The organism is Kribbella aluminosa, from assembly GCF_017876295.1.
In the GTDB taxonomy this organism is placed as follows: domain Bacteria; phylum Actinomycetota; class Actinomycetes; order Propionibacteriales; family Kribbellaceae; genus Kribbella; species Kribbella aluminosa.
Genome location: NZ_JAGINT010000001.1, coordinates 2,558,562 through 2,582,386, shown reverse-complemented (window position 1 = coordinate 2,582,386; position 23,825 = coordinate 2,558,562). Strand labels below are relative to the sequence as shown.

General features: G+C 65.8%; 20 protein-coding genes. 2 read left to right on the top strand and 18 right to left on the bottom strand.

Annotated elements, in window-relative coordinates; translation table 11 throughout:
- Nucleotides 1–28: 28 nt before the first annotated feature.
- Both JOF29_RS12560 and JOF29_RS12555 read right to left on the bottom strand, forming a co-directional pair.
- On the bottom strand, nucleotides 29–853 hold the full coding sequence (locus JOF29_RS12560; protein ID WP_209694368.1) for a DUF6807 domain-containing protein: 825 nt from the start codon (nucleotides 851–853) through the stop codon (nucleotides 29–31).
- A complete protein-coding gene (locus JOF29_RS12555; RefSeq protein WP_307863288.1) occupies nucleotides 822–1,970 on the bottom strand; it encodes a Gfo/Idh/MocA family protein in 1,149 nt (382 codons plus the stop codon). The genes JOF29_RS12560 and JOF29_RS12555 overlap by 32 nt, the downstream gene beginning before the upstream one ends.
- A 150-nt stretch (nucleotides 1,971–2,120) precedes the next feature.
- Here JOF29_RS12555 and JOF29_RS12550 point away from each other — a divergent pair, with 150 nt between their 5' ends.
- A complete protein-coding gene (locus JOF29_RS12550; RefSeq protein WP_209694367.1) occupies nucleotides 2,121–3,146 on the top strand; it encodes a LacI family DNA-binding transcriptional regulator in 1,026 nt (341 codons plus the stop codon).
- Nucleotides 3,147–3,164: 18 nt separating this feature from the next.
- Here JOF29_RS12550 and JOF29_RS42950 read toward each other — a convergent pair whose 3' ends face one another.
- The 14 genes from JOF29_RS42950 to JOF29_RS12485 form a co-directional block, all read right to left on the bottom strand.
- A complete protein-coding gene (locus JOF29_RS42950; RefSeq protein ID WP_245358571.1) occupies nucleotides 3,165–3,713 on the bottom strand; it encodes a beta-galactosidase small subunit in 549 nt (182 codons plus the stop codon).
- A gap of 40 nt (nucleotides 3,714–3,753) precedes the next feature.
- The gene (locus tag JOF29_RS12545; RefSeq protein WP_307863287.1) at nucleotides 3,754–5,964 is read right to left on the bottom strand and encodes a glycoside hydrolase family 2 TIM barrel-domain containing protein; all 2,211 of its coding nucleotides are present in this window, start codon (nucleotides 5,962–5,964) and stop codon (nucleotides 3,754–3,756) included.
- Between the two features lie 209 nt (nucleotides 5,965–6,173).
- The gene (locus JOF29_RS12540; RefSeq protein ID WP_209694366.1) at nucleotides 6,174–6,314 is read right to left on the bottom strand and encodes a hypothetical protein; all 141 of its coding nucleotides are present in this window, start codon (nucleotides 6,312–6,314) and stop codon (nucleotides 6,174–6,176) included.
- Between the two features lie 413 nt (nucleotides 6,315–6,727).
- Nucleotides 6,728–7,576 carry a phosphoenolpyruvate hydrolase family protein gene (locus tag JOF29_RS12535; RefSeq protein WP_209694365.1) on the bottom strand — a complete coding sequence of 283 codons (849 nt, stop codon included), beginning with the start codon at nucleotides 7,574–7,576 and terminating at the stop codon, nucleotides 6,728–6,730.
- Nucleotides 7,577–7,606: 30 nt separating this feature from the next.
- Nucleotides 7,607–8,827, bottom strand: a complete 1,221-nt coding sequence (locus JOF29_RS12530; RefSeq protein ID WP_209694364.1) for a Tm-1-like ATP-binding domain-containing protein — start codon at nucleotides 8,825–8,827, stop codon at nucleotides 7,607–7,609.
- 170 nt (nucleotides 8,828–8,997) lie between these two features.
- On the bottom strand, nucleotides 8,998–10,356 hold the full coding sequence (locus tag JOF29_RS12525) for an FAD-binding oxidoreductase (RefSeq protein WP_307863285.1): 1,359 nt from the start codon (nucleotides 10,354–10,356) through the stop codon (nucleotides 8,998–9,000).
- Between the two features lie 104 nt (nucleotides 10,357–10,460).
- Nucleotides 10,461–10,658: a ferredoxin gene (locus JOF29_RS12520; protein WP_209694363.1), complete on the bottom strand. Its 198-nt coding sequence runs from the start codon at nucleotides 10,656–10,658 to the stop codon at nucleotides 10,461–10,463.
- Nucleotides 10,659–10,665: 7 nt separating this feature from the next.
- Nucleotides 10,666–11,907, bottom strand: a complete 1,242-nt coding sequence (locus JOF29_RS12515) for a cytochrome P450 (RefSeq protein ID WP_209694362.1) — start codon at nucleotides 11,905–11,907, stop codon at nucleotides 10,666–10,668.
- Nucleotides 11,908–12,030: 123 nt separating this feature from the next.
- A complete protein-coding gene (locus JOF29_RS12510; protein ID WP_209694361.1) occupies nucleotides 12,031–13,350 on the bottom strand; it encodes an ABC transporter substrate-binding protein in 1,320 nt (439 codons plus the stop codon).
- Nucleotides 13,347–14,057 (bottom strand): ABC transporter ATP-binding protein, encoded by a 711-nt coding sequence (locus JOF29_RS12505; RefSeq protein ID WP_209694360.1) that lies wholly within the window; start codon nucleotides 14,055–14,057, stop codon nucleotides 13,347–13,349. Before JOF29_RS12505 ends, JOF29_RS12510 begins: the two co-directional genes overlap by 4 nt.
- A 34-nt stretch (nucleotides 14,058–14,091) precedes the next feature.
- Complete coding sequence (locus tag JOF29_RS12500; protein WP_209694359.1) at nucleotides 14,092–15,921, bottom strand: branched-chain amino acid ABC transporter ATP-binding protein/permease; 1,830 nt, start codon at nucleotides 15,919–15,921, stop codon at nucleotides 14,092–14,094.
- Nucleotides 15,918–16,781: a branched-chain amino acid ABC transporter permease gene (locus JOF29_RS12495; RefSeq protein WP_209694358.1), complete on the bottom strand. Its 864-nt coding sequence runs from the start codon at nucleotides 16,779–16,781 to the stop codon at nucleotides 15,918–15,920. Before JOF29_RS12495 ends, JOF29_RS12500 begins: the two co-directional genes overlap by 4 nt.
- A 697-nt stretch (nucleotides 16,782–17,478) precedes the next feature.
- Complete coding sequence (locus JOF29_RS12490) at nucleotides 17,479–19,116, bottom strand: FAD-dependent monooxygenase (RefSeq protein WP_209694357.1); 1,638 nt, start codon at nucleotides 19,114–19,116, stop codon at nucleotides 17,479–17,481.
- 122 nt (nucleotides 19,117–19,238) lie between these two features.
- Entirely contained in the window at nucleotides 19,239–20,525 is a 1,287-nt protein-coding gene (locus tag JOF29_RS12485; RefSeq protein ID WP_209694356.1) for an amidohydrolase family protein, read from the bottom strand.
- Nucleotides 20,526–20,751: 226 nt separating this feature from the next.
- Between JOF29_RS12485 and JOF29_RS12480 the strand changes: the two genes are divergently transcribed.
- Nucleotides 20,752–21,780: an isocitrate/isopropylmalate family dehydrogenase gene (locus JOF29_RS12480; RefSeq protein ID WP_209694355.1), complete on the top strand. Its 1,029-nt coding sequence runs from the start codon at nucleotides 20,752–20,754 to the stop codon at nucleotides 21,778–21,780.
- Here the strand turns inward: JOF29_RS12480 and JOF29_RS12475 are convergent.
- Together JOF29_RS12475 and JOF29_RS12470 are read right to left on the bottom strand one after the other, a co-directional pair.
- The gene (locus JOF29_RS12475; protein ID WP_209694354.1) at nucleotides 21,753–22,928 is read right to left on the bottom strand and encodes an alpha-hydroxy acid oxidase; all 1,176 of its coding nucleotides are present in this window, start codon (nucleotides 22,926–22,928) and stop codon (nucleotides 21,753–21,755) included. The two genes, JOF29_RS12480 and JOF29_RS12475, sit on opposite strands and share 28 nt — an antisense overlap.
- Nucleotides 22,925–23,824, bottom strand: coding sequence for a cyclase family protein (locus JOF29_RS12470; RefSeq protein WP_209694353.1), 900 nt, complete (start codon nucleotides 23,822–23,824; stop codon nucleotides 22,925–22,927). Before JOF29_RS12470 ends, JOF29_RS12475 begins: the two co-directional genes overlap by 4 nt.
- Nucleotide 23,825 lies beyond the last annotated feature (1 nt).

Sequence of the window (23,825 nt, the reverse complement as noted above, 5' to 3'; positions counted from 1 at the left end):
CGCCTACGCTCAGCACTGCGGACCGTGGTCATAGCGCGAACTCTGCGCCCAGCGCTTCGAGCTCCTCGGTATCGCACACGTGGTCGACGAACACGAACCTGTGCTGGAGCGCCAGGGTCTGGTCGTCCGCCAGGACAATCTCGTCATCGAACGATGGGGACGGCGCGATCGCCGCGAACGGCTCGCGGCGGACGAACCACTTGATCGGCGCTGCTGCGCTCGATCGACCAGCGATCGCCAGCGCGGCCGGCGCGAGAATCCTGCCGCCGGTCCACGAACGTGGACCGCGGCAGAACAGGCCCGTGTAGCCGGCTTGGGGGCGACCCTGAGTGGTCGGGCTGCCGAAGTCGAGCGGTCGTCCCGCGCCGTTTCGCAACCGGGTGTTCAAGGTCAACGCCCAGAGTCCACGACCGGCGTCGACGTCACCGACGGTGTGTCTGCGATGTTCGTCGATCCAGCGTTCCCCGGTCGAGGTGATCCAAGAGAGTTTCTCGTCGATCTGCACCCGGTCCCCCGTGCAGGTCACCTCGTCGAAGCCGGCATGCTCGATCCGGCCGACGTTGTCCGCGTTCTGGTAACCCCGATCGGGCAAGAAGGTGGGTCCGCCCCAGAAGTTCTGCCCGGACACGTGCGACCAGGTCATCTGCAGGCCCTTGTGCCAACGGTGATCCCAGGGCCGGAAGCTCGTCAGCACGGCTCCGCTCAGGCTGCGGATCGGGTGCATGTAGGGCTTGGGCGCCTCGTACCCAGCGTCGTCGTGCATGAAGACGTAGCGACCGAGTTCGGTTTCTCCACAGCTGATGCTGAGGGCCTTGTCGTCTTCACGAACGGACAGGACGACGGAGCTGGGCATGGTCGTCTCCCTTGGTCGGCTTGAGGAGGTCGGCGAACTCCGCAGGCGATTCACCGGCCATCGATCGGTAAAAGGGGTTCGAGGAATCGAGATCAGCGCGTCGAACGGTCCGGCCTTCGAACGCGGACTGATACAAACCCGCGACGAACTCGAGTACTCGCCGGCCGTCGGCTCCGCTGGCGGCGGGGCGTTCGCCCCGGTGGTAGCTGTCGAGCAATCGGCGCAGCTGTGCCTGGTGAGAGCCGGATTCGTCCTCGACCGGTGTCCAGGTACTTGCCTCAGCGACGTCGGCGGTCGCCGATGGAGTCCAGCGCCAGTTCGCGTTGTGGTAGCCGTAGACGTGCTCGAGCTCGACGGTCGCGTGGGTGAAGTCGAATCGCAGAGAGCTGACCTCGCGCGGCGAAAGGAGGCTGTTCGTCACCGAAGCGATCGCACCGGAGGCGAACTTCACGATCGCGAACGACACGTCTTCCGTCTCGGTCTCCCGGTCCAGGGTCGCGGCGGTCGCGACCATCTCGGTCCAGTCACCCAGCAGCGAGAGCAGAAGGTCGATCTGATGGATTCCGTGGCCCATGGTGGGTCCGCCGCCCTCGGTGTCCCAGCGCCCACGCCACGGCACTTCGAAGTACCCGGGCGGCCGGTACCAGAGAGTGTTGCACAAGGCAACGAGTGGTCTGCCGAGCGCGCCGTTGGCGACCAGTTCCCGGAGTCGTTGTGCCGCTGAGCCGAAGCGATGCTGGAAGACGTAACTCACATACGGCCCGCCCGCACGCTCATGACGTGCGATCTCGTCGTACTCCGCCAGTGACAGCACGGGGGGCTTCTCACACCACACCCACGCACCGGCGTTCAGCGCGGCGATCACCGGCTCGCGGTGTACCGACGGCGGTGTGGACACGATCACCAGGTCGGGCGTCTGGTCGGCCAGCAGTTGGTCGAGGTCGGTGAAGTACCGCGGAATCGTCCAGTCGTCGGCCATCCGGCGCGCGGCCTCGAGATCGACGTCGCACACGGCGACGACCTCGACGGCGGCCGCCATCGACCGCAGGGCCGGTAGGTGGCACGCTTTCGCGATCCCGCCGGCTCCCACGACGGCGACACGGACAGGTGCAGGCACGTAGGGCTCCTTGGTTGTGGCGACCGGACCCGACGGATCCGGCAAAAAGTGATTGATCACTTTCTTGGTTCGCGACGCTAGTGATCGATCACTTTCCTGTCAACGGTTCGTGGGCTAGATTGAAAACGACCTACTGGCAGGAGGATCTGGATGACCGACGTGGGCGCCCCACGAATCACGATCCATGAGGTGGCGCGCCGGGCAGGTGTCTCCCATCAGACGGTGTCGCGTTACTTCCGCCGGATCGAGAGTCTCAAGCCGGCGACCCGGCAGAAGATCGAAGCTGTCGTTTCCGAGCTGAACTACCGACCGAATCCGGTGGCGCGGTCGATGCGCACAAAGCGCAGCGGCAGGCTCGCCACGATCCTGCCTTCCACTCCCAGCCTGCTGCACTCCCAGCTGCTCGGCGGGGCTGCTGCCATCGCACAGGCCGAGGGATACCTACTCGAGGTCGTCACCATCGTCGGCGACGCCCGGACCCGGGCCGACCGCGTGCTCGAACTCGCTGCCAACGGTGGTTTCGAAGGGATCCTGTCGCTCAGCCCGCTCGCCCTGGATCTCGAGCGATCACCCGTTCCCATCGTGGCCACCGGGGACTACGACGACCAGTTTCGTAGCCAAGGCGAACTCGCGGACGCCTCGGTGGTCCGGAACATCATCGAGCACCTGGTATCGCTCGGCCACCGGGACTTCCTCCACATCGCCGGCCCCCAGACGTTCACGTCGGCTCGCAATCGGAAGCTGGTCTACGAAACCACCATCGAGGAACTCGGTCTCAGATCGTATGGCGTCGCGGACGGAGACTGGTCCGGCCAGTCCGGGTACGACGCCGTCCAAGGACTGCCCGCGACGTGCGGAGTCACCGCCGTCATCGCAGCCAGCGACCAGGCTGCGATGGGAGCCATCCGCGCGGCACTCGAGCGAGGTTGGCGCGTTCCGGACGACATCAGCGTGTTCGGCTGGGACGACTACGACATGGGCCGTTACGCCACCCCGGCGCTCTCGACAGTCGCCGTGGACCGAGACGCCCAAGGCCGCGAAGCGATCCTGAAGCTCATCGCCACGGTACGCGGTGAGGAGCCGCCGGAACCCTCACACGACCCCATCAACCGAATCATCATCCGTGAGTCAGTTGCACCTGCCCCCCGCAGGGGCGCCCAGGACACGAGCAGCTGACCAGGCGGTCCGGTCGGCCTAGCCGGCGAACTTGACCGACACGGATCTTGGGGTGGTGTGGAGCTGGTACTTGTCGGGGAGGTCCGGGCCGCAGGCGTTCGAGCCGATGCCGGCCTGGGCCAGGTCGACGGTGACGTACGTCGTGTCACCGGCGGTCAGATCGATCGTGTGTTTCGCGTTTTCCAGGTCGGCCGTGGTCCAGTTCCGGACGGTCAGGCCGAAGAGGTCCGGCGCGGCCTCGATTCGCAGGGATCCGGCCGAGCCCGTGAGGACGGCCCATCGAGTGTCGATGCGGTGCCCGTTCTCTTGCGGACGGACGTAAGGGGTCTGCAGTTCGTCGACGGTCGCAGAGTACCTGCCAACCGCGGCGGCCGCGCGGGTGTCGACGTACGCCTCGTTGGGACCGGCGCCGTACCACTCGACGTGCTCGACCTTCGGCAGTTCGAAGGTGATACCGAGTCGCGGAAGGGTATCGGGGAACTGTCCGTCCGGCACAACTTCGAGATCCAGCAGTACGCCATCGTCGAGCCTGGCCCAGCGCCAGGTAGAGACGAGACCCCATTGCAGCGCGGGCGGCGCGGTACGGACGACGACCTGCCACGCGCCGTCATTGACGCCGGTGGAGACGATTCGGTGCTGGACACGGTGCAGGGCCGGCCTCCTTCCAGGCGCTGGCGACCCCGGGGGCCCTCCAGGCGGCGCCGGGGACGGCGTCGTTATCGGTCGGGGCGCGCCAGACGTCGAGCCGCACGTTCCGCAGCGCACCGACGGTGATCCCGTCGACCCCGGCAACACCATCAGCCGGCGTACCGGTCGCGATCGGAGCTGCAGGTGCCGGCTCGTCCAGCCGGATCTGCCCCCAGGCGATCCGGTGACCGGCGTCGGCCCACGAAGTGTCTGCAGCCAGCGATGCGGTAACTGTCACCCAGGTCTCGGGCTTCGACGCATCGGCGTCCGGCAGGTCCACCGTCACGGTCTGGCCGGCGGCGATCGCCGGAACCGGCAAACTCCCGGCGTCCACCTGCACGCCTTCGGTCTCCACCACATAGCTGAACGTCAGGTGACTCGTGTCCAGCACCTCGTACAGGTTGGTGATCGCCACCCGGTTGCCATCAGCAACGATCCGCAGCGGCTCGATCACCTTCGCGTACTCGTGCATGCCCGGCGACGGCGTCCGGTCCGGGAACAGCAGCCCGTCGCAGACGAAGTTCCCGTCGTGGATCGTTTCCCCGAAGTCCCCGCCGTACGCGTACACCTCGCGCCCGTCGATCGTCGTCCGCAGACCGTGGTCGATGAACTCCCAGATGAACCCGCCCTGACACCGCGGGTACTTCTCGAACACCTCGCGGTAGTCGAGCAACCCGCCCGGACCATTGCCCATCGCGTGGCCGTACTCGCACACGATGAACGGCATTCCCTTGTGCGACGCCGGGTCCGCGCCGATCTTCTCCACGTTCTCCACAGAGGTGTACGTCTCGGAGTACACGTCGCCGAGCTGCATGCCCCGGTCCAGCTTGTAGTGGACAGGACGGGAGGGGTCGCGGTCCTTGGCGAAGGCATACATCGCACGCAGGTTCTCGCCGATCCCGCACTCGTTGCCGAGCGACCAGATCACGATCGACGGGTGGTTCTTGTCCCGCTCCACCATCCGCCGCATCCGGCCGACCAGGTCGTCACGGAACCGGTCGTCCATCACCGGGTTCGGCAGCTTCGGCGGCTGCGGCTCGTACCCGAACCCGTGCGACTCCAGGTCGCACTCGTCGATCACGTACAGCCCGTACTCGTCACACAGCGACAGGAAGTGCGGGTGCGGCGGGTAGTGGCTGGTGCGGACCGCGTTGATCCCGGCGCGCTTCATGATCAGTACGTCGTCGAGCATGTCCTGCTCGGTCAGCGCCCGCCCGCGGTCGGGATGGAACTCGTGCCGGTTGACGCCGCTGAACAACACCCGATTCCCATTCACCGTCAGCACGCCGTCGGCGATCGCGACCGTGCGGAAGCCGATCCGCAACAGGACCTCACCATCTTCGGTCCGCAACACACCGTCGTAAAGCCGCGGGCTCTCGGCCGACCATGGCTCGACGGCTGCGGTGACCTCGGCACCGGTTGCAAACTCCAGGTCCAGCTCGGGTACGACGACCGTGCCCGCGACATCGGCGTCCACCGACAGCGTACCGGTGCCGCCGGCGTACGACGCGTGTACGAACACGTCGGTCGGAGCACCCGGACGGAGTGCCATCAGGTTGACCTCACGGAAGATCCCCGACAGCCACCACATGTCTTGATCCTCGACATAGCTGCCGAGCGACCATTGGTGCACCCGGACCGCGATCCGGACCTCCTTGCCGGGTTCAACCACGTTGGTGAGGTCGAACTCCGATGGCAGCCGGGAGCCGGACGACCAGCCGACCCGCTCACCGTTCACGTACACCGCGAACCGGGAATCGACACCCTCGAACCGCAGCACCACCCGGGCGTCGACCCAGTCCGCCGGGACCGTCACGGTCCGGACATAGTCACCGGTCGGGTTGCCCGTCGGCACGAACGGCGGCTCGAGCGGGAACGGATAGACCACATTCGTGTATGCGGGCGCGCCGTACCCACTGAGCTGCCAGTGCCCCGGGACGGCGATCGTGTCCCACCCACGGGTGTCGGGATCCTTCAGGTCATCCGGCGCGTCCGCCACACTCGGCGACAGCCGGAAAGTCCAGTCACCACTCAACGACAATCGCGCAGACGCGTCGTCCAGCCAAGCGCGCGGAGGCAGCACGTTCGCGTCGGGCGCAAAGTCTTCTACATAGCTATGGTCATGGGTCACCAAGCCCAAGTTGTCCAATAATCCAACCAATCACTAGCTTTGCGAACAGAATCTGACCGATTCCCGCGATCCGATGCACCGCGCAACAGTCAGGGCGTCAGGTGGAGCTCGGGGACTTCGACGACCATGCCGCCCTCGAGGGATGAGAGCTTTGCGCGGCGAAGCCGGTTGCGGCGTACCGGCGGGCCGCGTCTGCTCGGCGCAGCGATTCACCACAGCTCGGGACGGGCACCGTCGAGGGTGTTGCCCTTCATCGGCTGCGTTGCCCCGACATCTGCCTCCAGACACGGCACCTTCGCCCGACGCACCTTCTGCGGCAACGCATCGTTCCGGACATCGGAACGTGTCAATCTAGAAGTCCGAACCGGGGTTGAGGATGCCTTGGGGATCGAGGGCGTCCTAGAGGATGGGGTGTTTCCGTCGCCGGCGTGCGCGATCACGGCGATGGTGACCTCGCGCTTCGCGGAGATCCCGGTGCCCTCGCGCGATCCTCGGCCTGCTGCCTGAAGGCGGGCGCATTGTGCAAGGAAACGTCCTGTACGACGGCAGCGAAGTCACCGGCTCCAAGGCATCAGCGAGGCTTCGTGAGGTGATCTGGCGGCAGGACCGGAGCACTCGACAGGCGACGAACCAACGGCTGCTGGAGCTGCTACACCTGGACGGCCGTCCCATCACCCGGCCAACGCTCCCGCCGCGGATTGCAGGCAACGCCGTCGATTCGAGGAATCGATGCCCAGATGCTGGAGATGGGACCGCGTCGAGCTCAGCGCCGGCCCCAGTTCCCAGGGGTGATCCGGTTGAACTCTCGCGTTCGCTCGGCGATTGCCAGTTCGGTGGGTAGCCGCTCCATCGACGAGGCACCGTAGAAGCCGTGCGTTCCGATGGTCCGACTCAGCACGTACTCCGCGTCCTCTGGCTCGGCAATTGGACCTCCGTGGACGAGGACGATCACGTCGTCGCGGACTGAGCGAGCGGCTTCGGCCCACTCGTTCGCAGCGGTCACACATTCGTCTAGCGACCGCCCCGTCTCGGCGCCGATTGACCCGCCAGTCGTCAGGCCCATATGACAGACGATCACGTCGGCGCCGGCCTCGGCCATCGCAACGGCGTCCGCTGCGGAGAACACGTACGGCGTCGTGAAAGCGCCGTTCTGGTGGGCTACCCGGATCATCTCCACCTCCAGACCGAAACCCATGCCGGTCTCCTCAAGGTGCGAGCGGAAGGTGCCGTCGATCAGGCCGACGGTCGGGAAGTTCTGTACACCGGAGAAACCCTGCCGGATCAACGCCTGAATGAACAACTCGGGGTTGTAAAACGGGTCGGTACCGTTGACCCCGGCTAGGACCGGGGTGTTCGTGACCACCGGGAGGATCTCCCGGCCCATCTCCACAACCACGTCGTTGGCGTTGCCGTAAGCGAGTAGACCGGCCAACGAGCCGCGGCCGGCCATCCGATAGCGGCCGGAATTGTAGATCACGATGAGATCGATCCCTCCGGTCTCTTCGCACTTGGCCGACAACCCTGTGCCGGCGCCGCCACCGATCACCGGTCGGCCCCTGTCGATCTTGTCCCGCAGTCGGTCGAGGACTTGAGTACGGGTGAAGCCTGGCATCCTACTTCCCCTCTACCTGAATGACGTGTGCTAGCTGGCTGTCGCCTTGACCATCTGATGGAGCCTCTCCGCCATAGCAATGGCGAAATCCGGGTCGTTGATCTCCTTGTCGGACTCGACGATCTCCACTGCGTCCCGATTCAAGTGCCGCCGGATCGCGCTGAACAACACCTCGTCGGCGTCGGCGTCATGGAACGGTCCGCCCTCGGTCGCGATCGAGGAGACACCCCGCAGCGGCAGGAATACGGCGGCTGGAGCGGTAGCGGCACTGACCCGCTCGGCGAGCCGCTTGCCAAGCTCGGCGCACTCCGACGGAGTTGTCCGCATCAAAGTGACGTTCGGGTTGTGCAGATAGAGATTCCGGTCGGCGAACTGCGGTGGCACCGTGTCCTTACGCCCGAAGTTCACCATGTCCAGCGCCCCGACCGAGACCACCTGGGGCACACCAGCCGCAGCAGCCCCGGTCAAGCGTTTGGCCCCGGCTGAGAAGACGCCGCCCACGAGCTCGTCGGCGAGCTCAGTGGTGGTGATGTCGAGGACACCAGCGAGGTAGCCCTCATGAGCGAGCGATTCGAGCGTCCGGCCGCCGGCGCCGGTCATGTGAAACACCAGCACCTCGTAGCCAAGCTCCTCTAGCCTCTCTCGGGCTGCGGTCACGCAGGCCGTGGTGACCCCGAACATGCTGGCCGCGATCACCGGCTTGGTACCGGTGTCCGGCGGCTGTGTCGTAGTGGCCATGCCTGCCACCGACGCCGCCGCATTCGCCAGAATGCGGGTCGATAGACGGTTTACACCGGCGATGTCGACCACGCTGGGCATCAGGACCAGGTCGCTCTCGCCGATGTAAGGGCCGGTGTCGCCGGACGCGACGGTCGACACGATCACTTTGGGTACGCCGAGAGGCAACACTCGCATGGCTTGCGAGGCCAGCGACGTACCGCCGGTGCCACCGAGCGCCAGTGCGGCGTCGCAGCGACCCTCGCGGTGCAGCTTGGCAACCCACTCGGCTGCGCCGCGAGCCATGGTGGCGACCGCCGCGCCCCGGTCGCCGGCCTCGGCCAGTGCGACGACGTCAGCGCCGACAGAGCCGGCCACCTCCTCGCGCGTGATGTCCGGGCGAAAACCGGGCTCGCCCTGGACGCCGACATCAACCACGATGGTAGCCACCCCGGCATCGGTCAGCCGGTCACGCACAAAGGCGTACTCCGCCCACTTGGTGTCCAAGGTCCCGATCAGAAGAATCGTTGCCATCGTGGTCGCCTCCGCTCATCGGTAGCGCCTGGTCAGGACTGAGATACCGGCTCCTTATGCCGACACCACCCGATCTGAGTGCGTTACCCCGACTACTAACTCCACGCGGCACCCTCGCTCCCCCCGCCGCCCGCGGCAGCACATCGTTCCGGACATCGGAACGTGCCAATCTAGAAGACCGAACCGGGGTTGAGGATGCCTTGAGGATCGAGGGCGTCCTTGATCTTCTGGTTGAGCGCCAACACATCCGGGCCGAGGTAGTCAGCAAGCCACGGGCGCTTCAATCGGCCCACGCCGTGTTCGCCCGTGATCGTTCCACCTAGTGACATCGCGAGCTCCATCACCTCGCCGTACGCCGTCCGCGCACGCTCGGCCATGTCCGGGTCGCTGGGGTCGAACACGATCAGAGGATGGGTGTTTCCGTCGCCGGCATGCGCGATCACGGCGATCGTGACCTCGCGCTTCGCGGAGATGTCGGCGGTGCCGTTCACAAGGGCGCCGAGTCGCGGAACCGGTACGCCGACATCCTCGAGAAGAAGCGTGCCTGTCCGCTCGACGGCCGGGATCGCGTTCCGGCGGGCGGCGACGAAGGCCTCGCCCTCGTCCGGATCGTCGGTGGCGAAGACCTCGGTAGCGTTGTTCTCCTCGCAGAGCGACGCAATCAGCTCGCACTCGGTAGCTGCGTGGCCGGCCGGCTCATCGGACTGGATGACCAGCATCGCTGCGGCCTCGCGGTCGAGCCCCATCTTTGTCATGTCCTCGACCGCGTGGATCGTTGGCCGATCCATGAACTCGAGCATCGAAGGTCGCAGCCGCCTGGTGATCGCGAGGACTGAGTTGGTGGCGTCGTCGAGCGTCGCGAACACCGCGACGAGCGTGGCAGGCGGTCGCTGCCTCGGGATCAGCCGCAGCACGATTTCGGTGATGATCCCAAGCGTCCCTTCGGAGCCGACAAACAGCTTCGTCAGCGACAGTCCCGCGACATCCTTCAGCCTCGCGCCGCCGAGCTGGACTGCGGTGCCGTCGGCGAGCACAACGGTCAGGCCCAGCACGTAGTCGGTGGTGACGCCGTACTTGACGCAACACAGGCCGCCCGCGTTGGTGGCGATGTTGCCGCCGATCGAGCAGATCTCGAAGGACGACGGGTCCGGCGGATACCAGAGGTCATGCTCGGCCGCAGCTGCCTTCACCTGCGCGTTCGTCAGCCCGGGCTGCACGACCGCGGTGCGGGTGACCGGGTCCACCTCGATCTCGGTCATCCGCTCGGTAGACAACACCAGGCAGCCGGGCACGGCCGACGCCCCGCCGGACAGTCCCGAACCCGCCCCGCGCGGCACGACGGGGACGCCGTGGGCGGCCGCGAACCGCATCGCCGCCTGGACGTCCTCGGTCGATCCGGCGCGCACCACGGCGAGCGGAACGCCGGCGTCCGGATCGTTGGCACGGTCCCAGCGATACTTCTCCATCCGCTCTGCATCGGTGACGACGCGATCACCGAGCTCCTCCACCAGAGCTTCTAGATGGTTCACGTTTGTCGCTCCCTCTCGTCGATCGGGGTCTCGTTGTCGATCGCGTCGTTCCTATGGACAACGGCCGAACTCGGAGGCAGGGCAGACTGAGCGCCCAGCATTCGTCAGCAGTCGTCGATGACCTCGATCGCCCCTTCGGGACACGTGTCGGCGCCCTCGCGGGCGATCGACTCGCTACCCACCGGGACCTGAGCATCGACGACAGCCGAGTATCCGACGTCGTCGAGGGGGTAGATCTCCTCCGAGAGGGCGTTACAGCGCGCATGGCCGGTGCATCGATCGTGATTTACGCGAATCCGCATCTCCGGCCTACTTCCACACCAGTGGGAGCGAATCCAGCATCGGGACCGAGGTCCCCACACCGTACAACGCATCGAAACCCGAGGACGGCAGCTCCACTCCATCAGGTACGACATAGTCTGGGATACGCCTGTGCCACTCCTCGAGCGCGATCCTCAGCTCGGTGCGAGCAAGATGGGCGCCCAGGCAGCGATGTGGTCCCAGACCGAAACCGACGTGCCGATTCGGTCGGCGTTCGATCAGGAACTCGTCGGCATCGGGGAATGATCTCGGATCCCGATTCGCCGGTGCGAGTGGCACGACGGCGATGTCGCCCTTCTTGATGGGGCATCCGGTCAGCTCGGTATCCTCAGACACCGACCGGGTACTCGTGACGACCGAGTAGTACCGCAGGAACTCCTCGACGGCCAACGGGACGCTGTCAGGGTGCTCGATGAGGTGGCGTCGTTGCCCCGGTTGAAAAGCCAGGTGATGGAAGCACCACCCCAGGGTGGCCGCCACCGTGTCGAGGCCGGCGATGAACAGGAGCCGTCCGATCCCCAGCAGCTCTCGGACCTCCAGAGGCCGGCCGTCCAGCTCGCAGGTCACCAGGAACGACGCCATGTCCTCACGCGGCTGGTCACGTCGAGCTGCGAAGACGTCGCCGAGTGTTCTGTCGATGAGGTCCTGGACCACCTGCCGATCTTCGGGCGAGGTAGGACGCGTGAAGCGGTGGGTCCAGTCCACGAACTCGTCGCGCCGGTCGTCCGGCAACCCCAGCATGCGCAGGAAGATCGTCGTCGGGAAGAGGAAGGCGAAGTCCGCGATGAGATCGCATCCGCCGCGGTCCTGGAAGCCGTCGATGAGCTCGTTGCACACCTGCCTGATGGCCGGCTCCAGGACCTTGATCGCGCCCGGCGCGAAGGCCGGGTTCAACAGTTGGCGGTACCTGCGATGCTCCGGGGGATCGAGCTCCCCCGGGATCAGTTCGAAGGAGGATCGGCCAAATGCCTCGGCGGTGTTCCGGCTCGAGAACAGAACCGGATCCTGGAGGGCCTCCTTCATCTGCTCGTAGCCCAGCAGGTGCCAGCGAGCCGACTCGCCCTCGTCCGCCAATCGCACCACAGGCGTCGCGTTCGTCAGCCAGCTCCAACTGCTCCACGGATCGGTTGGATCGACCTGATGGAGCGCCGGGTCCGCCAGCCGCGACGGTTGGGGGGCACGGCCGCTGGGATGACCCGTGCCGACGGGTGCTGGTCTCGAGCCTTCCATAGTGTTCTCCTCCTTGGGCGATACATGAGCATGGTGGGCGTCTCAAGCGTCAGCTCGACAGCGGTCGACAGACTGGAACGGCTGTGGATTCCACCTTCGTGGCGGACGCCTCGCCGTCCGCGGCTAGTGCACGACAGCACCGGCGGGGAACTGCCCGATCTCGTTGTAGGGGGCGACCTTGACGAAGTTGAAGTCCTTGGGAGGCGACTTGAGCAGGTTGGACGTCGGGCTCACCGGCTCCCAGACCTGCGGGAACGTGAACTCGGGACTCTCGAGCTTTCCTCTCAGCACCTTGATCATGTCACCAGGATCGGTCGAGCCGGCCTTCGCGGCAGCCGCGGCGATCGCCTGCAGCCCGGTGTAGACCGTGGCCTGCGACTGGACCACGGAGATGCCGCCGGTGGCTTTGAGAGCGCCGACCATCTTGTCCCAGCCCGCCCCCGACACACCTCCCTCGACCTGCGGATTCGCGGCCACCAGTACGACGTTCTTCTGGTCCGCGGGCGCGATCGCCTTGGCTGGGTCCGTCTGCGCAACCGGCGAGTCGCCAATCGTGGGAATGTCGTCCATGCCGGCCGCGGTCCGAGCCGAGAAGATGTACGACGTCAGGGCGGTATACGACTCGACCACCAGGTGGTCGATGCCCTTGTTCTTCAACGACAGCATGTTGGGCGTGACGTTGAGAGAGTTCAGATTCACCGGCTCGTTGAACAGAGTCATGCCTGACCCTTTCATCGCCTCTTGGAAGGCCGGCCAGTCAACCTGACCGACACCGTCGTTGGTGGTGATGAATCCGACCTTCTTCGCCCCCTCAGCTTCCAGCCGCTGGCGCATGGCGACGTACGGTGCCTTCTGGTCGGCGGCGAGAGACGTGAGGTAGGGGTACTTCGCTGGGTCCGCGAGCGGATCGCCCGAATTCGTCACCACCAGGACCTTCTCGCCGTTCAAGATCGGCATCAGCGCTTGTCCCTCGCCAATGGTGAAGAACCACACCAGGTTGGGTCGTGACCGGGCCAGCTCCTGCTGAAGAAGGCTGACCGCTTGAGTTGCGTCGCTCTGATCGTCGACAACTTTGATCTCGACCTTGCGACCGTCGATCCCACCACGTTCGTTGATGACCTTGGCGGCCGCCTTGATGCCCGTCACGTTCGCGTTCGCGAACTGTGCGTAGGCACCCGAGGTCCCGGTGACAACGAGGACCTGGAAGGGACCGCTCGCATCTCCAGAACTTGAGTCTTTCGCGGTGCCGCAGCCGGCAAGAACCACCAAGGCCCCCAGCATCCCAGCAATCACTTTGTGCACTGTCACGCTCCCCTTCTTCTGCCGAAACCTGTCCGGGCCGGGCGAGCGCCATATCACGGGGCTCATGGGGAACGTAGGGTTGCTGTGCCTTCTGGCGCGCGTCTCAGTACCGGTCGGCGGAACGCACACCGTCGCGATCACGGCTGGTCATCCGGCCTACCCCCGAGATACACGTTCCGCAGTTCCTCGAAGTTGTGCAGACCGTCCGCCTCTGCGCTGGACTGGACCCGACCGTGATCGAGCAGGACCACGCGATCCGCCACCGTCATCGCTTGGTCGACGAGCTGCTCGACCAGCAAAACACCCACGTCTTCGGCCTTGATGGATCCGAGGATCTCGAGGACGTCCTTGACGATCACCGGTGCCAGGCCCGCGGTGGGCTCGTCGAGCATGAGAACACGTGGTCCGGGCATCAGCGCCTGAGCGATCGACAGCATCTGTTGCTGTCCGCCGCTCAAACCGCCGGCCGGCTCGTGCCGCTTGGCGTGCAGCATCGGGAATCGGTCGTACGCGTTTCGCACGGCCGCTCGTCGTTCGCCACGTCGAAGGATGTACCCGCCGATGGCGAGGTTCTCCTCGACAGTTCGGCGCCGGAAGATCCGCTTGTTCTCCGGCACGAGCGCTATCCCTAGGGCCGTGCGCACGTGGGGCGGTCTGTCGGTGATATCGACTCCGTCAAGGAGGATCTGGCCGGCGGTGCGTTTGGCGAGGCCCGCGATGGTCAGCAGCGTTGTGCTTTTGCCTGCGCCGTTGCGACCCAACAGGACGGTGACCTTGCCTGGGTGAACGCTGAGCGAGATGTCGCGGATTGCCACCAGGTCGCGGTAGCCCGCGCTGAGGTCGTTCACCTCTAGCAGCGGTGCGACTGATGATGAAGACACGTCATTCCCCTGCACGGATCGGCGCTCCGAGCTGATCGGCGTCGGGTAGCTGCCCGAGGTAGCTCTCCGCCACAACTTGGTTGCGCTGGATCTCGTCGGGAGTGCCCTGCGCGAGCAGACGGCCGGATTCGAGGACGTAGATCTGGTCCGACACCGAACAGACCATGTTGAAGTTGTGTTCGACGAGGAGGACCGTGCCGCCTGCCGCCGCGACTTGGCGAATCACGGACGCCAACTCCTCTACTTCACCCTCGTCGAGGCCCGATGCCGGCTCGTCAAGGAGGATGAGGTGAGGGTTGCCGGCCAGAGCGCGGGCGACCTCGACGCGTCGACGGCTGCCCAAGGCAAGGCCGGACGCGTCCTGGTCGGCGAGATCTTCACACCCCACACGTCGCAGCGCCTGGCGGGCCGCTGCCTCGCGGGATCGCTCGGCAGCCCGGTTCGCGGGCAGACGCAGGATCGTCGTCGCGATGCTTACCGAATCCTTTGCATAGCGTGCCGACGCCACTGCCTCGAGCACCGTCATGCCGTCCGGGAGTACGGGCGTCTGGAAGGTGCGGGCTACGCCGCGTCGGGCCACAAGATGTGGTGGGCGACCGGAGAGCCGCTCGCCGGCGAGCGTCGCCTCGCCGGCGGTCGGGCGATAGAGACCAGAGATCAGGTTCAGCAGGGTGGTCTTACCCGATCCGTTGGGGCCCACGAGGCTGGTGACTTGACCCGGTAGTGCCGCGATGGATACGTCGTTCAATGCCTGGTTGCCCTGGAAGTGTTTGGTCAGGCCGCGCACTTCCAGTGGGCTGCCGGGGATAGGCATGACGTTTGGTGCCTGAGTTCTGAGCCGCGGTGCGGCGCGCGTCCCGGCTGGGGGCTTCAAGCGCGAGCGCGCGGAGTGCCACCGGCCGGCCTTTCGCTCGGCAAGGCCGGCGATACCTTGCGAGAAGAAGACGCCGCCGAGGACCAGGAAGAGGCCGTAGGCAACCAACGAGTACTTCTCGAACGCGGTCACCTGCCACGTACCGAGCCGAATGACGGCGACTCCGAAGAATGCTCCGTAGATGCTCTCGGACCCGCCGAGGACCGAAGCAGCGATGATCAGGACTCCGAGGGTCAGGGTGAACGAAGTTGGCGCGATGTAGTGGTCGAGGCTGACGACGAGGCCGCCGCCCAGGCCGGCCGGCAGCGACGAGATGACGAAGGCCTTGGCTTTCAGGAGATGAATGTTGAGTCCGAGCGATGTCGCGAGCACGGGGCTCCGTCGCAGGACGCGCAAGGAGTTGCCGAAGGACGACCGCATCAGGTTGCGAAGCAGGGCAACGACCACGACCATCGCGATGGTGCACACCGCGTAGAACTCGTTCTTGTCGAGCTGGTGACCACCGATGGTGGCGGGCGGGACAGCTGTGAGCCCGAAGAGGCCCCCGGTTTGCTTGGTAAAGATCTGGGTGATGTCGGGGATCAGGAGCACCAGAAAGAACGATGTCATGCCGAGACCCCAGCCGCCCAGTCTGAGTCCGGGCAGACCCGTGATGAGGCCGATGACACCGGAGGCTGCCACGGCCACAGCGAGGCTGGGCAGCATGGACCACCCGTGGATCATCAGGATTCCGGTCGTGTACGCGCCGAGCGCGAACATCGCCACCTGCCCCAGCGACAGCAGACCTGCGTATCCGAAGGTGATGTTCAGCCCGGCGACAAGCATGGTGTAGATGGCGATCAGGGTCAGTTGGCGAACCCACAGTGGGTCAGTCCCGTACCAGGGCACGGCGATCAGCGCGAGGCCGATAGCCAGGGGAAGGAACCAGGACGGGACTCGCTCCAGCCAGGAAGTCATACGACCCTCTCGTTCCGCTCGCCGAACAGCCCTTGGGGACGCAGGAGGAGCACCGACAGCAGGAGGGTGAACGTCAGCACACTGATCCACTTGTCGCCCCAGTGAAGGGAGATCTCCGCTTGGAAGATCCCAAGCCCGAGACCGCCGATGATCGCGCCGATGTTGTGTCCGAAGCCGCCGATCGCCATCGCCAGGAAGGCATAGAGCACGACCGTGTCGCCGAGGCTGTAGACGGCGAAGGTCGTTGGTCCGGCGATGGGACCCATCGCGGCGAGGAGTCCGCCGGCGGCGGCGAATGCGCCGACAGCCAGGCGAGGCACATTGATGCCGCGCAGCATGGCGACATCGCGGTCTTCAGACGTTGCGAGGCTCGCGATGCCTAACCTCGTCCGGTGCGACCACAGATGCAGTCCGAGGGCCAGAGCCAACGCGACGAGGACGAGCAACCCCTGGCCGGCCGTAATGCGGGTGCCCAGCACCGTGAACACCTGGTCTCCAGCGATGCCCTTGACGGCGAGAGGATTCTCCTTCCAGATCAGAAGAACGATTCCCTGCATCGTCACCGACCAGCCGACCATCGTGACCAGTTCCGCGTTGACGCCGTTGGACATCACTGGGCGGATGGCCAGCCGTTCTTCGGCCGCCCCGATGGCAGCTCCTGCAACCAGTCCGACGGGTAGCGCGACCCAGGCCGAGACGTGCCAGGTGAAGACGGCAGCGTAGGCCAGGAATGTGCCCAGAACCAGGAACTGAGGTTGGGCGAAGTTGAACGTCCCCGAGGCGACAAAAACCAGGTTGAAGCCCGTCGCTACCAGCACGTAGACGGAGCCGATACAGATGCCGAGCCAAAGCGTCAGCACGTTACATCCACCTGCCTCTCCGAGGCTTCGATCGCTCGGATCATGCGCCGATGCTGTCTGTGCCGATCGAAGGATTCCTGTGGGTGTTCCACCGACCGGAATCCTCAGATCCACTCCTGGGAGCCGTGTCAAGTTGGGGCGCGCAACGCTGCATCTCGCCGTCCGACTGGATACCTCAGGCGACGGCGAATGTCTGATGAAGCGACCAGACCGCCCCCAGGTAGGCCACTTCGGGGATCAAGCCGGCGGATCAGCCGCCCCGGAAGGTCGTACAGGTGCCGGAACGGACGAGGCTCGTCGGCGTCCTGCTGGTCGACCCACGATTCCATCCACCCGAACGCTGAGGTGAATCTCATCTGGCCAGCCACAAGACTGATGGGATGGCGGGAAGGAAAGTGAGAATGAAAGCACTCCCTAAGTCGAAGTGCTGCGAATCCAGGAGCAGGTGCAAGCGCTGTCCGATCCGCATGCTCAAGGATGGAACGCTCCCTGAGGGCCTCACGGTCAAGCGACGTCAGCTGATGACGCTCGACGGGAAGAAGGTCACCAAGAACTCGATCCGGCGCTTGTTTGCGCCCCGCAGATCGAAGGTTCCGAGTTCCTAGCGGGGAGCCGACCGATGCTCGGAGAGCTGGGATGACCTCGAGCCGCGGTCGGTCGCCCGAGCAGGCCCGCGCATGACCGCCAGACGTATCGATCAGGGGCGGTAGCCGGCGCCGTGGCCCGTGGCGATGTCCGCCACGGCGCCGGCATCACTGGGCACAACGTCGCCACGCCAAGCGATATGCAGGTCAGGCCGGATGAGGAACAGCGAGCCGTTGTAGAAATCGCGTAGCTGTGGCTCGTCCATCCGGACCACCAGGAGCGGCGCAGCGAGGGAGCGAAAGGCCTCCTCGAACACGCTCGTGTCCGCACCGCCGGTCAGGTCGAGCAGTGTGTAGTCGAGGCCGAGCGAGTCCTGCAGCGGCGAACCGTCCTTGAGCCACATGTGCGGGATCCGGATGCCCGGGCGCCCGTGCGGCTCGATCCGGCTGAACTCCCAGAAGGGAACATTGCCCGGTTCATGCACGACGAGGGGAGAGCCGGCGTACGAGTAACAGGTTTCCACGCCCACCATGCCGTGCATACGGCCGTGGTCGTTGAGGAACGAGTCGACAAGCCGTTCCCGAGCGGCCTTGCCGGCTTCGCCCTCGGACTCTACGTAGGTGCTCGAGATCTGCCGGTACAAGGCGGCACCGTCGGTCGCCCATCCGGAGGCCTCGATGTTCCGCCTCCCCACCGGTCGTCGTTCGAGCTCGTAGCCGTTCAGCAGGCCCTCGCCTCCCCAGCCGTTGACGACACCCGCGAGCTTCCAGGAGAGGTCGATCGCGTCGCCGATACCGGTGTTCATCCCTAGCCCGCCGGTCGGGATGACGAGGTGCGCCGCGTCCCCTGCCAGGAATACCCGGCCGTCGCGATAACTGTCGGCGAGCAAGAGATGAGGTCGCCAGGTGTTCACCGTGAGGATCTCGAGGTCACAGTCGAAGCCGATGAGCCCACGGATGTGCGACTCGAAGTCGGTGTCTTCGGGCAGCGACGTGCCGTACGACATCTCCTTGCGATCGCCGTGGACAACCAGCCCGTCGTCGCTGCCGACGAAGTGGTAGTGCCGACCCTTCGTGATCACCATCCGCTCGTACATGTCCTCGGAGCGACAGATCACCTGCCTGATTTCACGGATCGCGGCACGCCCCTGCAGTTTGATGCCCAACTTCTTGCGTACGGTACTCGCGCCGCCGTCGGCGCCGACGAGGAAGGCGCACCGATAGGTGTGCTCCTCGCCCGCCGCGTCGAGTACGACGACAGAGACGCCGTCGGTGTCCTGCTTGAAGTCGATCAGCTCGGTCGCATACCTGACGGTCGTGTTGGGCGTCTCATGCTCGGCGACGTCGCGCAGCAGCGGCTCGATCGTGTTCTGCGAGACCAGCTGATAGGGCTCGAGCGGAAGGCCGCCGTCCGAACAGGCCGCGATCTGATCCCGCCGCTCCGCAACCGAGGGGAACTCCTGCACAGCCACCGCGGGCTCGTTCAGCGTCTTCGCCAGTACGATGTCCATCGGGTTGTCCGCGGGATAGCCGAGCGCTCGCACGCGATCGGCGATCCCGATCCGGCGATAGATCTCCATGGTCCGCGCGTTGGATCGGTCCATCTTGGGCCACGGCGCCGGCGTCGGCTCACGCTCGACGATCAGGCAACGGACGCCGCGGCGCCCTAGGTCGATCGTGAGTGTCAGTCCGGTGGGTCCGGCACCGACGACGATGACGTCGAAGTCGAAGGTGTCATTCGTTCCAGGCATGGCAGCTGCTCCTACGCGCGTCACCAATGACGGCGACGCGAAGAATCGTCGACAGGCGTGTCCGCGGAACCCGCCGCTCTCCCGCGGTTGTCACACGGACAAGGTGGTTGGTGGCTCGCAGCTCAGACGAGAGCGCCGGCGGCGGGCTTGTGAACATCGCCGCGCGGGTAGAGATCGCTACCGGGCTCCGACAGCACCACGTCGGCGTCGGGACCGATCCGCTCGACGATGGGAGCGAGCTTGTCCAGGTCGAAGTCGAAGACCTTGGCGGCGGTGGTGCCCATCATCGGTCGTGCCTCGTCCACGGGCACGTGGTTGACCCCGAACGTGGCCCGCAGGTATTCAGTGACAGAGGGGTGCCACATGCCCTCGAGGTGCGGGAAGTCGGTGCCGATCATCATCTTGTCGATACCGATGTCGTGCCGGATGGCGACCTCGTGTCTCGACAACAGGGACGACCCGATCCAGCACTGTCGCTGGAAGTACTCAGTCGGAGAGTGCTTGACGACATCGCGCAGGTCGCTGCGCACGTAGCTGCCCTTCCACGTGTAGTCCGCTGCCGCGAGCTTCGGCCGTACCCATGCCGAGCCCTGCTCGGTGAAGACGACCTTGAGGTTCGGGTGGCGCTCGAACACTCCGCAGAAGATCAGCTGGTCGAGGATCTCGTGGGTGAAGAACTCGATGTGGCGAGCCATGATCGGGAGGATGCACGCCGGATGAGGCATCGAGTCGACGGCGATGTCGCGCTCACCGCTGCGGTTGGTCGAGGACATGCCGCCGTGCGAGTTGAGGATCAGTCCCAGATCCTCAATGGTGCTCCACACCGGGTCGAACTTCTTGTCGAAGAGCGGCTCGTTGGTCTCGAACATGGGGCACAGAACACCTTTGAAACCCTGCTCCTTCGCCCAGTGCAGGTCCGCAATGGCGGCGTCGACGTCGTCGAACTCGATCATCGCGACGTTGGCGAAACGCTCGGGCGCAGGCGAGGTGAAGTCGACCAGCCAGCGGTTGTAGGCGCGGTCCGAAGCCTGCTTGTGCTTGAATCCGAGCGGCTTCGCGCCTTCCTTGGCGCCCTGCGTGGCGGAGTGGAGCTCGAAAGGCTTGCCGAAGTCGGGGAAGATGATGTCGGCGACGACGCCGTGCTTATCCATCTCGGCAAGCCGGACGTCCATGTCCCACTTGCCCTCCATGACACCGGCCGCATTGACCTCCCGGTCCCACTCCTCCACGACGTCCGGGTCGGCGCGGAGCTTGAAGACCTCGGGGTCGAAGGCGTATCGGGGCTGCTTCTTGAACTCCACGCAGTAGTCGTCGTACTCCTCCCGGAACTCGGGGTCGAGGTACGGCCCGTAGTCGTCGACACGACCTGTCGCGTGCCCGTCCGAGGAGATGATCATGATCTTTTCCATAGCGATTCCTTCCGCCGTCCATCGAGTTCGAAGAGCGCGCCACCGCTGGTCCGGCCGCGAGTCCGGTCCGGGGATACTGCTGGTGCCGATCTTGCTCGCGAGGCACTGCACAGGCGAACCGGAATTCCGGTGGCCGGGACGTCCATGACGGCGGGGACAGGCCGGGCCGCTACCGTCCCAGCAACAAAGGGTCGCGGCCGGAACGACCCATCCGGAGGCTCCATCCATGGCGTGGTCGATCGGCCTGATTCCCGTGACAGAGCACGGTCGTGCAGTCGCTACCTCGGCGCTCCGCGTCCTGGAAGCTGTGGGGCACCCCATCGACGTCACGGAGTTCGACCTCGGGGCTCGACGGTTCCTCGCGACGGGTGACGTGCTGCCGGAGGACGTGCTCGCGGAACTGCGAACGATGGACGCCCTCGTGGTCGGGTCGCCTCCGGTCGGAGCCAACGGCATCCCGCGCGGGATTCTTGAGCGAGGGATCATCTTCAGACTTCGCGCGGAGCTCGACCTGTACGTCAACCTGCGTCGGTACATCGGAGACAGCGACGTCGACGTTGCCGTGGTCCGTGAGAACACCGAGGGCGGCTACATCGGGGAGGGCGGCGTCCTCCGGCCTGGGACCCGGGACGCCGTGGCGACCCAGGGATCCGTGACGACTGCCTTCGGTGTCGACCGCTGCTTGCGGTACGCCTTCGAGTTGGCACGCAGGCGGCGGAAGAAGCTGACGCTCGTGCACAAGGCGAGTGTCCTCGAGTACTCCGGGGGCATCTGGACCTCCACACTCGACAGCCTCTCGACGTGCTACGACGACGTCGACTGCACCTACGCCGACGTGGACACCGCTTGTGTCCGGCTGATCGAGGATGCATCCCAGTTCGACGTGCTCGTGACGGACAACCTCTTCGGCGACATCGTCACCGACGTGGCCGGAGCGGTGACCGGCTCTTTGCACCGATCAGGTTCGGCGGACCTCAATGCCGGCGGCCGGCGACCTTCACTGTTCGAGCCGCTCCATGCCTCTGCAGCACGGGTGGCCGCGACGCCTGTCGAGCGCGCGGATCCTCGTGGAGCCTATGCGGCCATGGCATTGCTCCTGGACCACTTCGGCCAAGAGAGCGACGCCTCCCGGCTGCACCTCGCCGTGCGGTCGGTGCCCGACGACAACGCACGAACGATCGCCGAGACCGAGGCAGCGGTGCTCGCACTGTGCCGCATGCAGTTCAGTCAGGCGAGCTGGGAATCGCCGAGCTGAGTAACGTCCCGGACACCGAGCAGCGCCATCGTGGTGGCCATCTCCTCCTCCAGGATCTTCAGCACCCCACTCACGCCGGGCAAGCCCGCGACGGCCAGGCCGTACACCCAGGGCCGTCCTATCATGCAGGCGCGCGCGCCAAGACACAGCGCCTTCACGATGTCGGCGCCCCGACGTACCCCTCCATCGAGGATGAGGTCGACCCGGTCGTCCACGGCGTCACGCACCCGCGGGAGGAGGTCGAGTGTCGACGGCATCCCGTCCAGTTGCCGGCCGCCATGGTTCGACACGACGATCGCGTCCACTCCGAGGCGTGCCGCATGCTTGGCGTCCTCGGGGTTCGCGATGCCCTTCACCGCCAGAGGCCCGGACCAGGTCTCGCGCAGCCATTCCAGATCGTCCCAGGTCGCCTGGCGCGGAAGGAGCTCGACGAGATTCGCGGCGGAATCACCGGCCGAACGCAGCAAGCTACGCAGCGGCGGCCGGCGCTGACCGAGCGCCTCGGTCGACATCCGCGCGACGAGGCGTCGCTCCCTGAGGAGCCCGGCCAGCCACAAGGGGTGGCGTGCGGCACCGGCGACATTGCCCCACGTAACGCGGAGCGGACGGACGCTCAGATGGTTGGCGAGGTCACGCTCGCGCTTGCCCGGCGCCGACGCGTCGACGGTCAGGCAGAGTCCGGTGAAACCCGCGGTCGCTGCGCGGGACACCATCTCGCCGTAGAAACCGCGGTCCTTGTAGGGATAGAGCTGGAACCACGGGAGGTGGTCAGGCACCGCCTCGGTCAGCTCCTCGAACGAGTACGTCGACGCGGACGAGGTGATCGCAATGACCCCGTGGCGTCGAGCGGCCAGGACCTGTGCCCGTTCGCCTTCGGGGTGGATCATGCCGGCCAGACCCGCCGGCGCCAGCATGATCGGACTCGCCATCTCGCGGTTACCTACGACTGTGGTGAGGGAGCACTCGCTCACGTCCCGGAGCACCGACGGCATGAACGCGTGCCGCTCGAACGCCGCCCGGTTCTCACGCATCGTCCACTCGTCACCCGCTCCCCCGTCGACGAAGTCGAAGATCGCCTTGGGCAGCGACCGCCGTGCGGCAGCCCTGTAACCGTCAAGGTTGTAGGGAAGCCTCCGACGCCTGGTCATAGGACGGCCAGCGGATTCACCGGAGATCCGGTCCCCCCTGCCACCGGCAGCGGCGCAACGACGAACATGAAGTCGTAACGGTGACGCTCGGCGCATGCGTTCGCGAGCGGCTCGAGCAGGGCGTTGTCCACCAGGGCGGTACCGAAAGCATAGAGGGCCGCATGCACCGCCCAATCCATTCCGACGCCGTTCGGTGCCATGTCGAGCATGTCCCAGATCAGGACGGCGCAGTCGGTATCCCGGAGGAACCCGAGGCAGGAGGCGTGCAGTCCGGGCCTGGCCGGGCCCGTTCCCCATGGTGCCTCATGCCGGTCGTGCTCTTCCCGGCCGGAGTAGACGGCTACGGCGTCCCCGGGTTGCATCTCGACGCCTTGCGCAGCACAGATCTCCTGGAGCTCTTCCCCGTGCACCGGCCGATCCTGCGTCACGTAGGGAACACCGCGGTAGCGGGGCACGTCGAGGAGTACACCCCGAGTGACGATCCCACCTCCCCAGGCTTCGATGCCTCCCCACAACGCGCCAGAGGGTCGTAGCACGTCGTCAGGCTGACGTCCGTTCCACATGCCTTCCAGACTCCAGGCATGGTTCAGTGCGTCGATGTGGGTACACGCCAGGCCGTGAAAGTTCAGCCCCAGGTAGTCCGACGCCATACCGCCGGCTCCCCGCGCCTCCCGCATCACAAAGTGGCTGGCCGGTTTCGGGTTCGTCGGACCCGGATCCTTCGGGAACGGCCGGCTCAGCGACAAGACCTCGCCAGTCGCGACACCGGCAGCGGCTGCCCGGGTTCGCCCGGGGGTCACCAGGTTGACGGCGCCACGCTGGTCGTCGGGACCCCAGCGCCCCCAGTTGTTCCGCGTCGTGAGCAGCGTCGCGATCTCCTCGCGCGTCTGGGCCACC

What these genes read in the sequence shown, in the direction of transcription:
- JOF29_RS12560 (WP_209694368.1), bottom strand. Translation starts at nt 853, where the DNA reads ATGCCCAGCTCCGTCGTCCTGTCCGTTCGTGAAGACGACAAGGCCCTC.
- JOF29_RS12550 (WP_209694367.1), top strand. Translation starts at nt 2,121, where the DNA reads ATGACCGACGTGGGCGCCCCACGAATCACGATCCATGAGGTGGCGCGC.
- JOF29_RS12535 (WP_209694365.1), bottom strand. Translation starts at nt 7,576, where the DNA reads ATGCCAGGCTTCACCCGTACTCAAGTCCTCGACCGACTGCGGGACAAG.
- JOF29_RS12530 (WP_209694364.1), bottom strand. Translation starts at nt 8,827, where the DNA reads ATGGCAACGATTCTTCTGATCGGGACCTTGGACACCAAGTGGGCGGAG.
- JOF29_RS12520 (WP_209694363.1), bottom strand. Translation starts at nt 10,658, where the DNA reads ATGCGGATTCGCGTAAATCACGATCGATGCACCGGCCATGCGCGCTGT.
- JOF29_RS12515 (WP_209694362.1), bottom strand. Translation starts at nt 11,907, where the DNA reads ATGGAAGGCTCGAGACCAGCACCCGTCGGCACGGGTCATCCCAGCGGC.
- JOF29_RS12500 (WP_209694359.1), bottom strand. Translation starts at nt 15,921, where the DNA reads ATGACTTCCTGGCTGGAGCGAGTCCCGTCCTGGTTCCTTCCCCTGGCT.
- JOF29_RS12490 (WP_209694357.1), bottom strand. Translation starts at nt 19,116, where the DNA reads ATGCCTGGAACGAATGACACCTTCGACTTCGACGTCATCGTCGTCGGT.
- JOF29_RS12485 (WP_209694356.1), bottom strand. Translation starts at nt 20,525, where the DNA reads ATGGAAAAGATCATGATCATCTCCTCGGACGGGCACGCGACAGGTCGT.
- JOF29_RS12480 (WP_209694355.1), top strand. Translation starts at nt 20,752, where the DNA reads ATGGCGTGGTCGATCGGCCTGATTCCCGTGACAGAGCACGGTCGTGCA.
- JOF29_RS12475 (WP_209694354.1), bottom strand. Translation starts at nt 22,928, where the DNA reads ATGACCAGGCGTCGGAGGCTTCCCTACAACCTTGACGGTTACAGGGCT.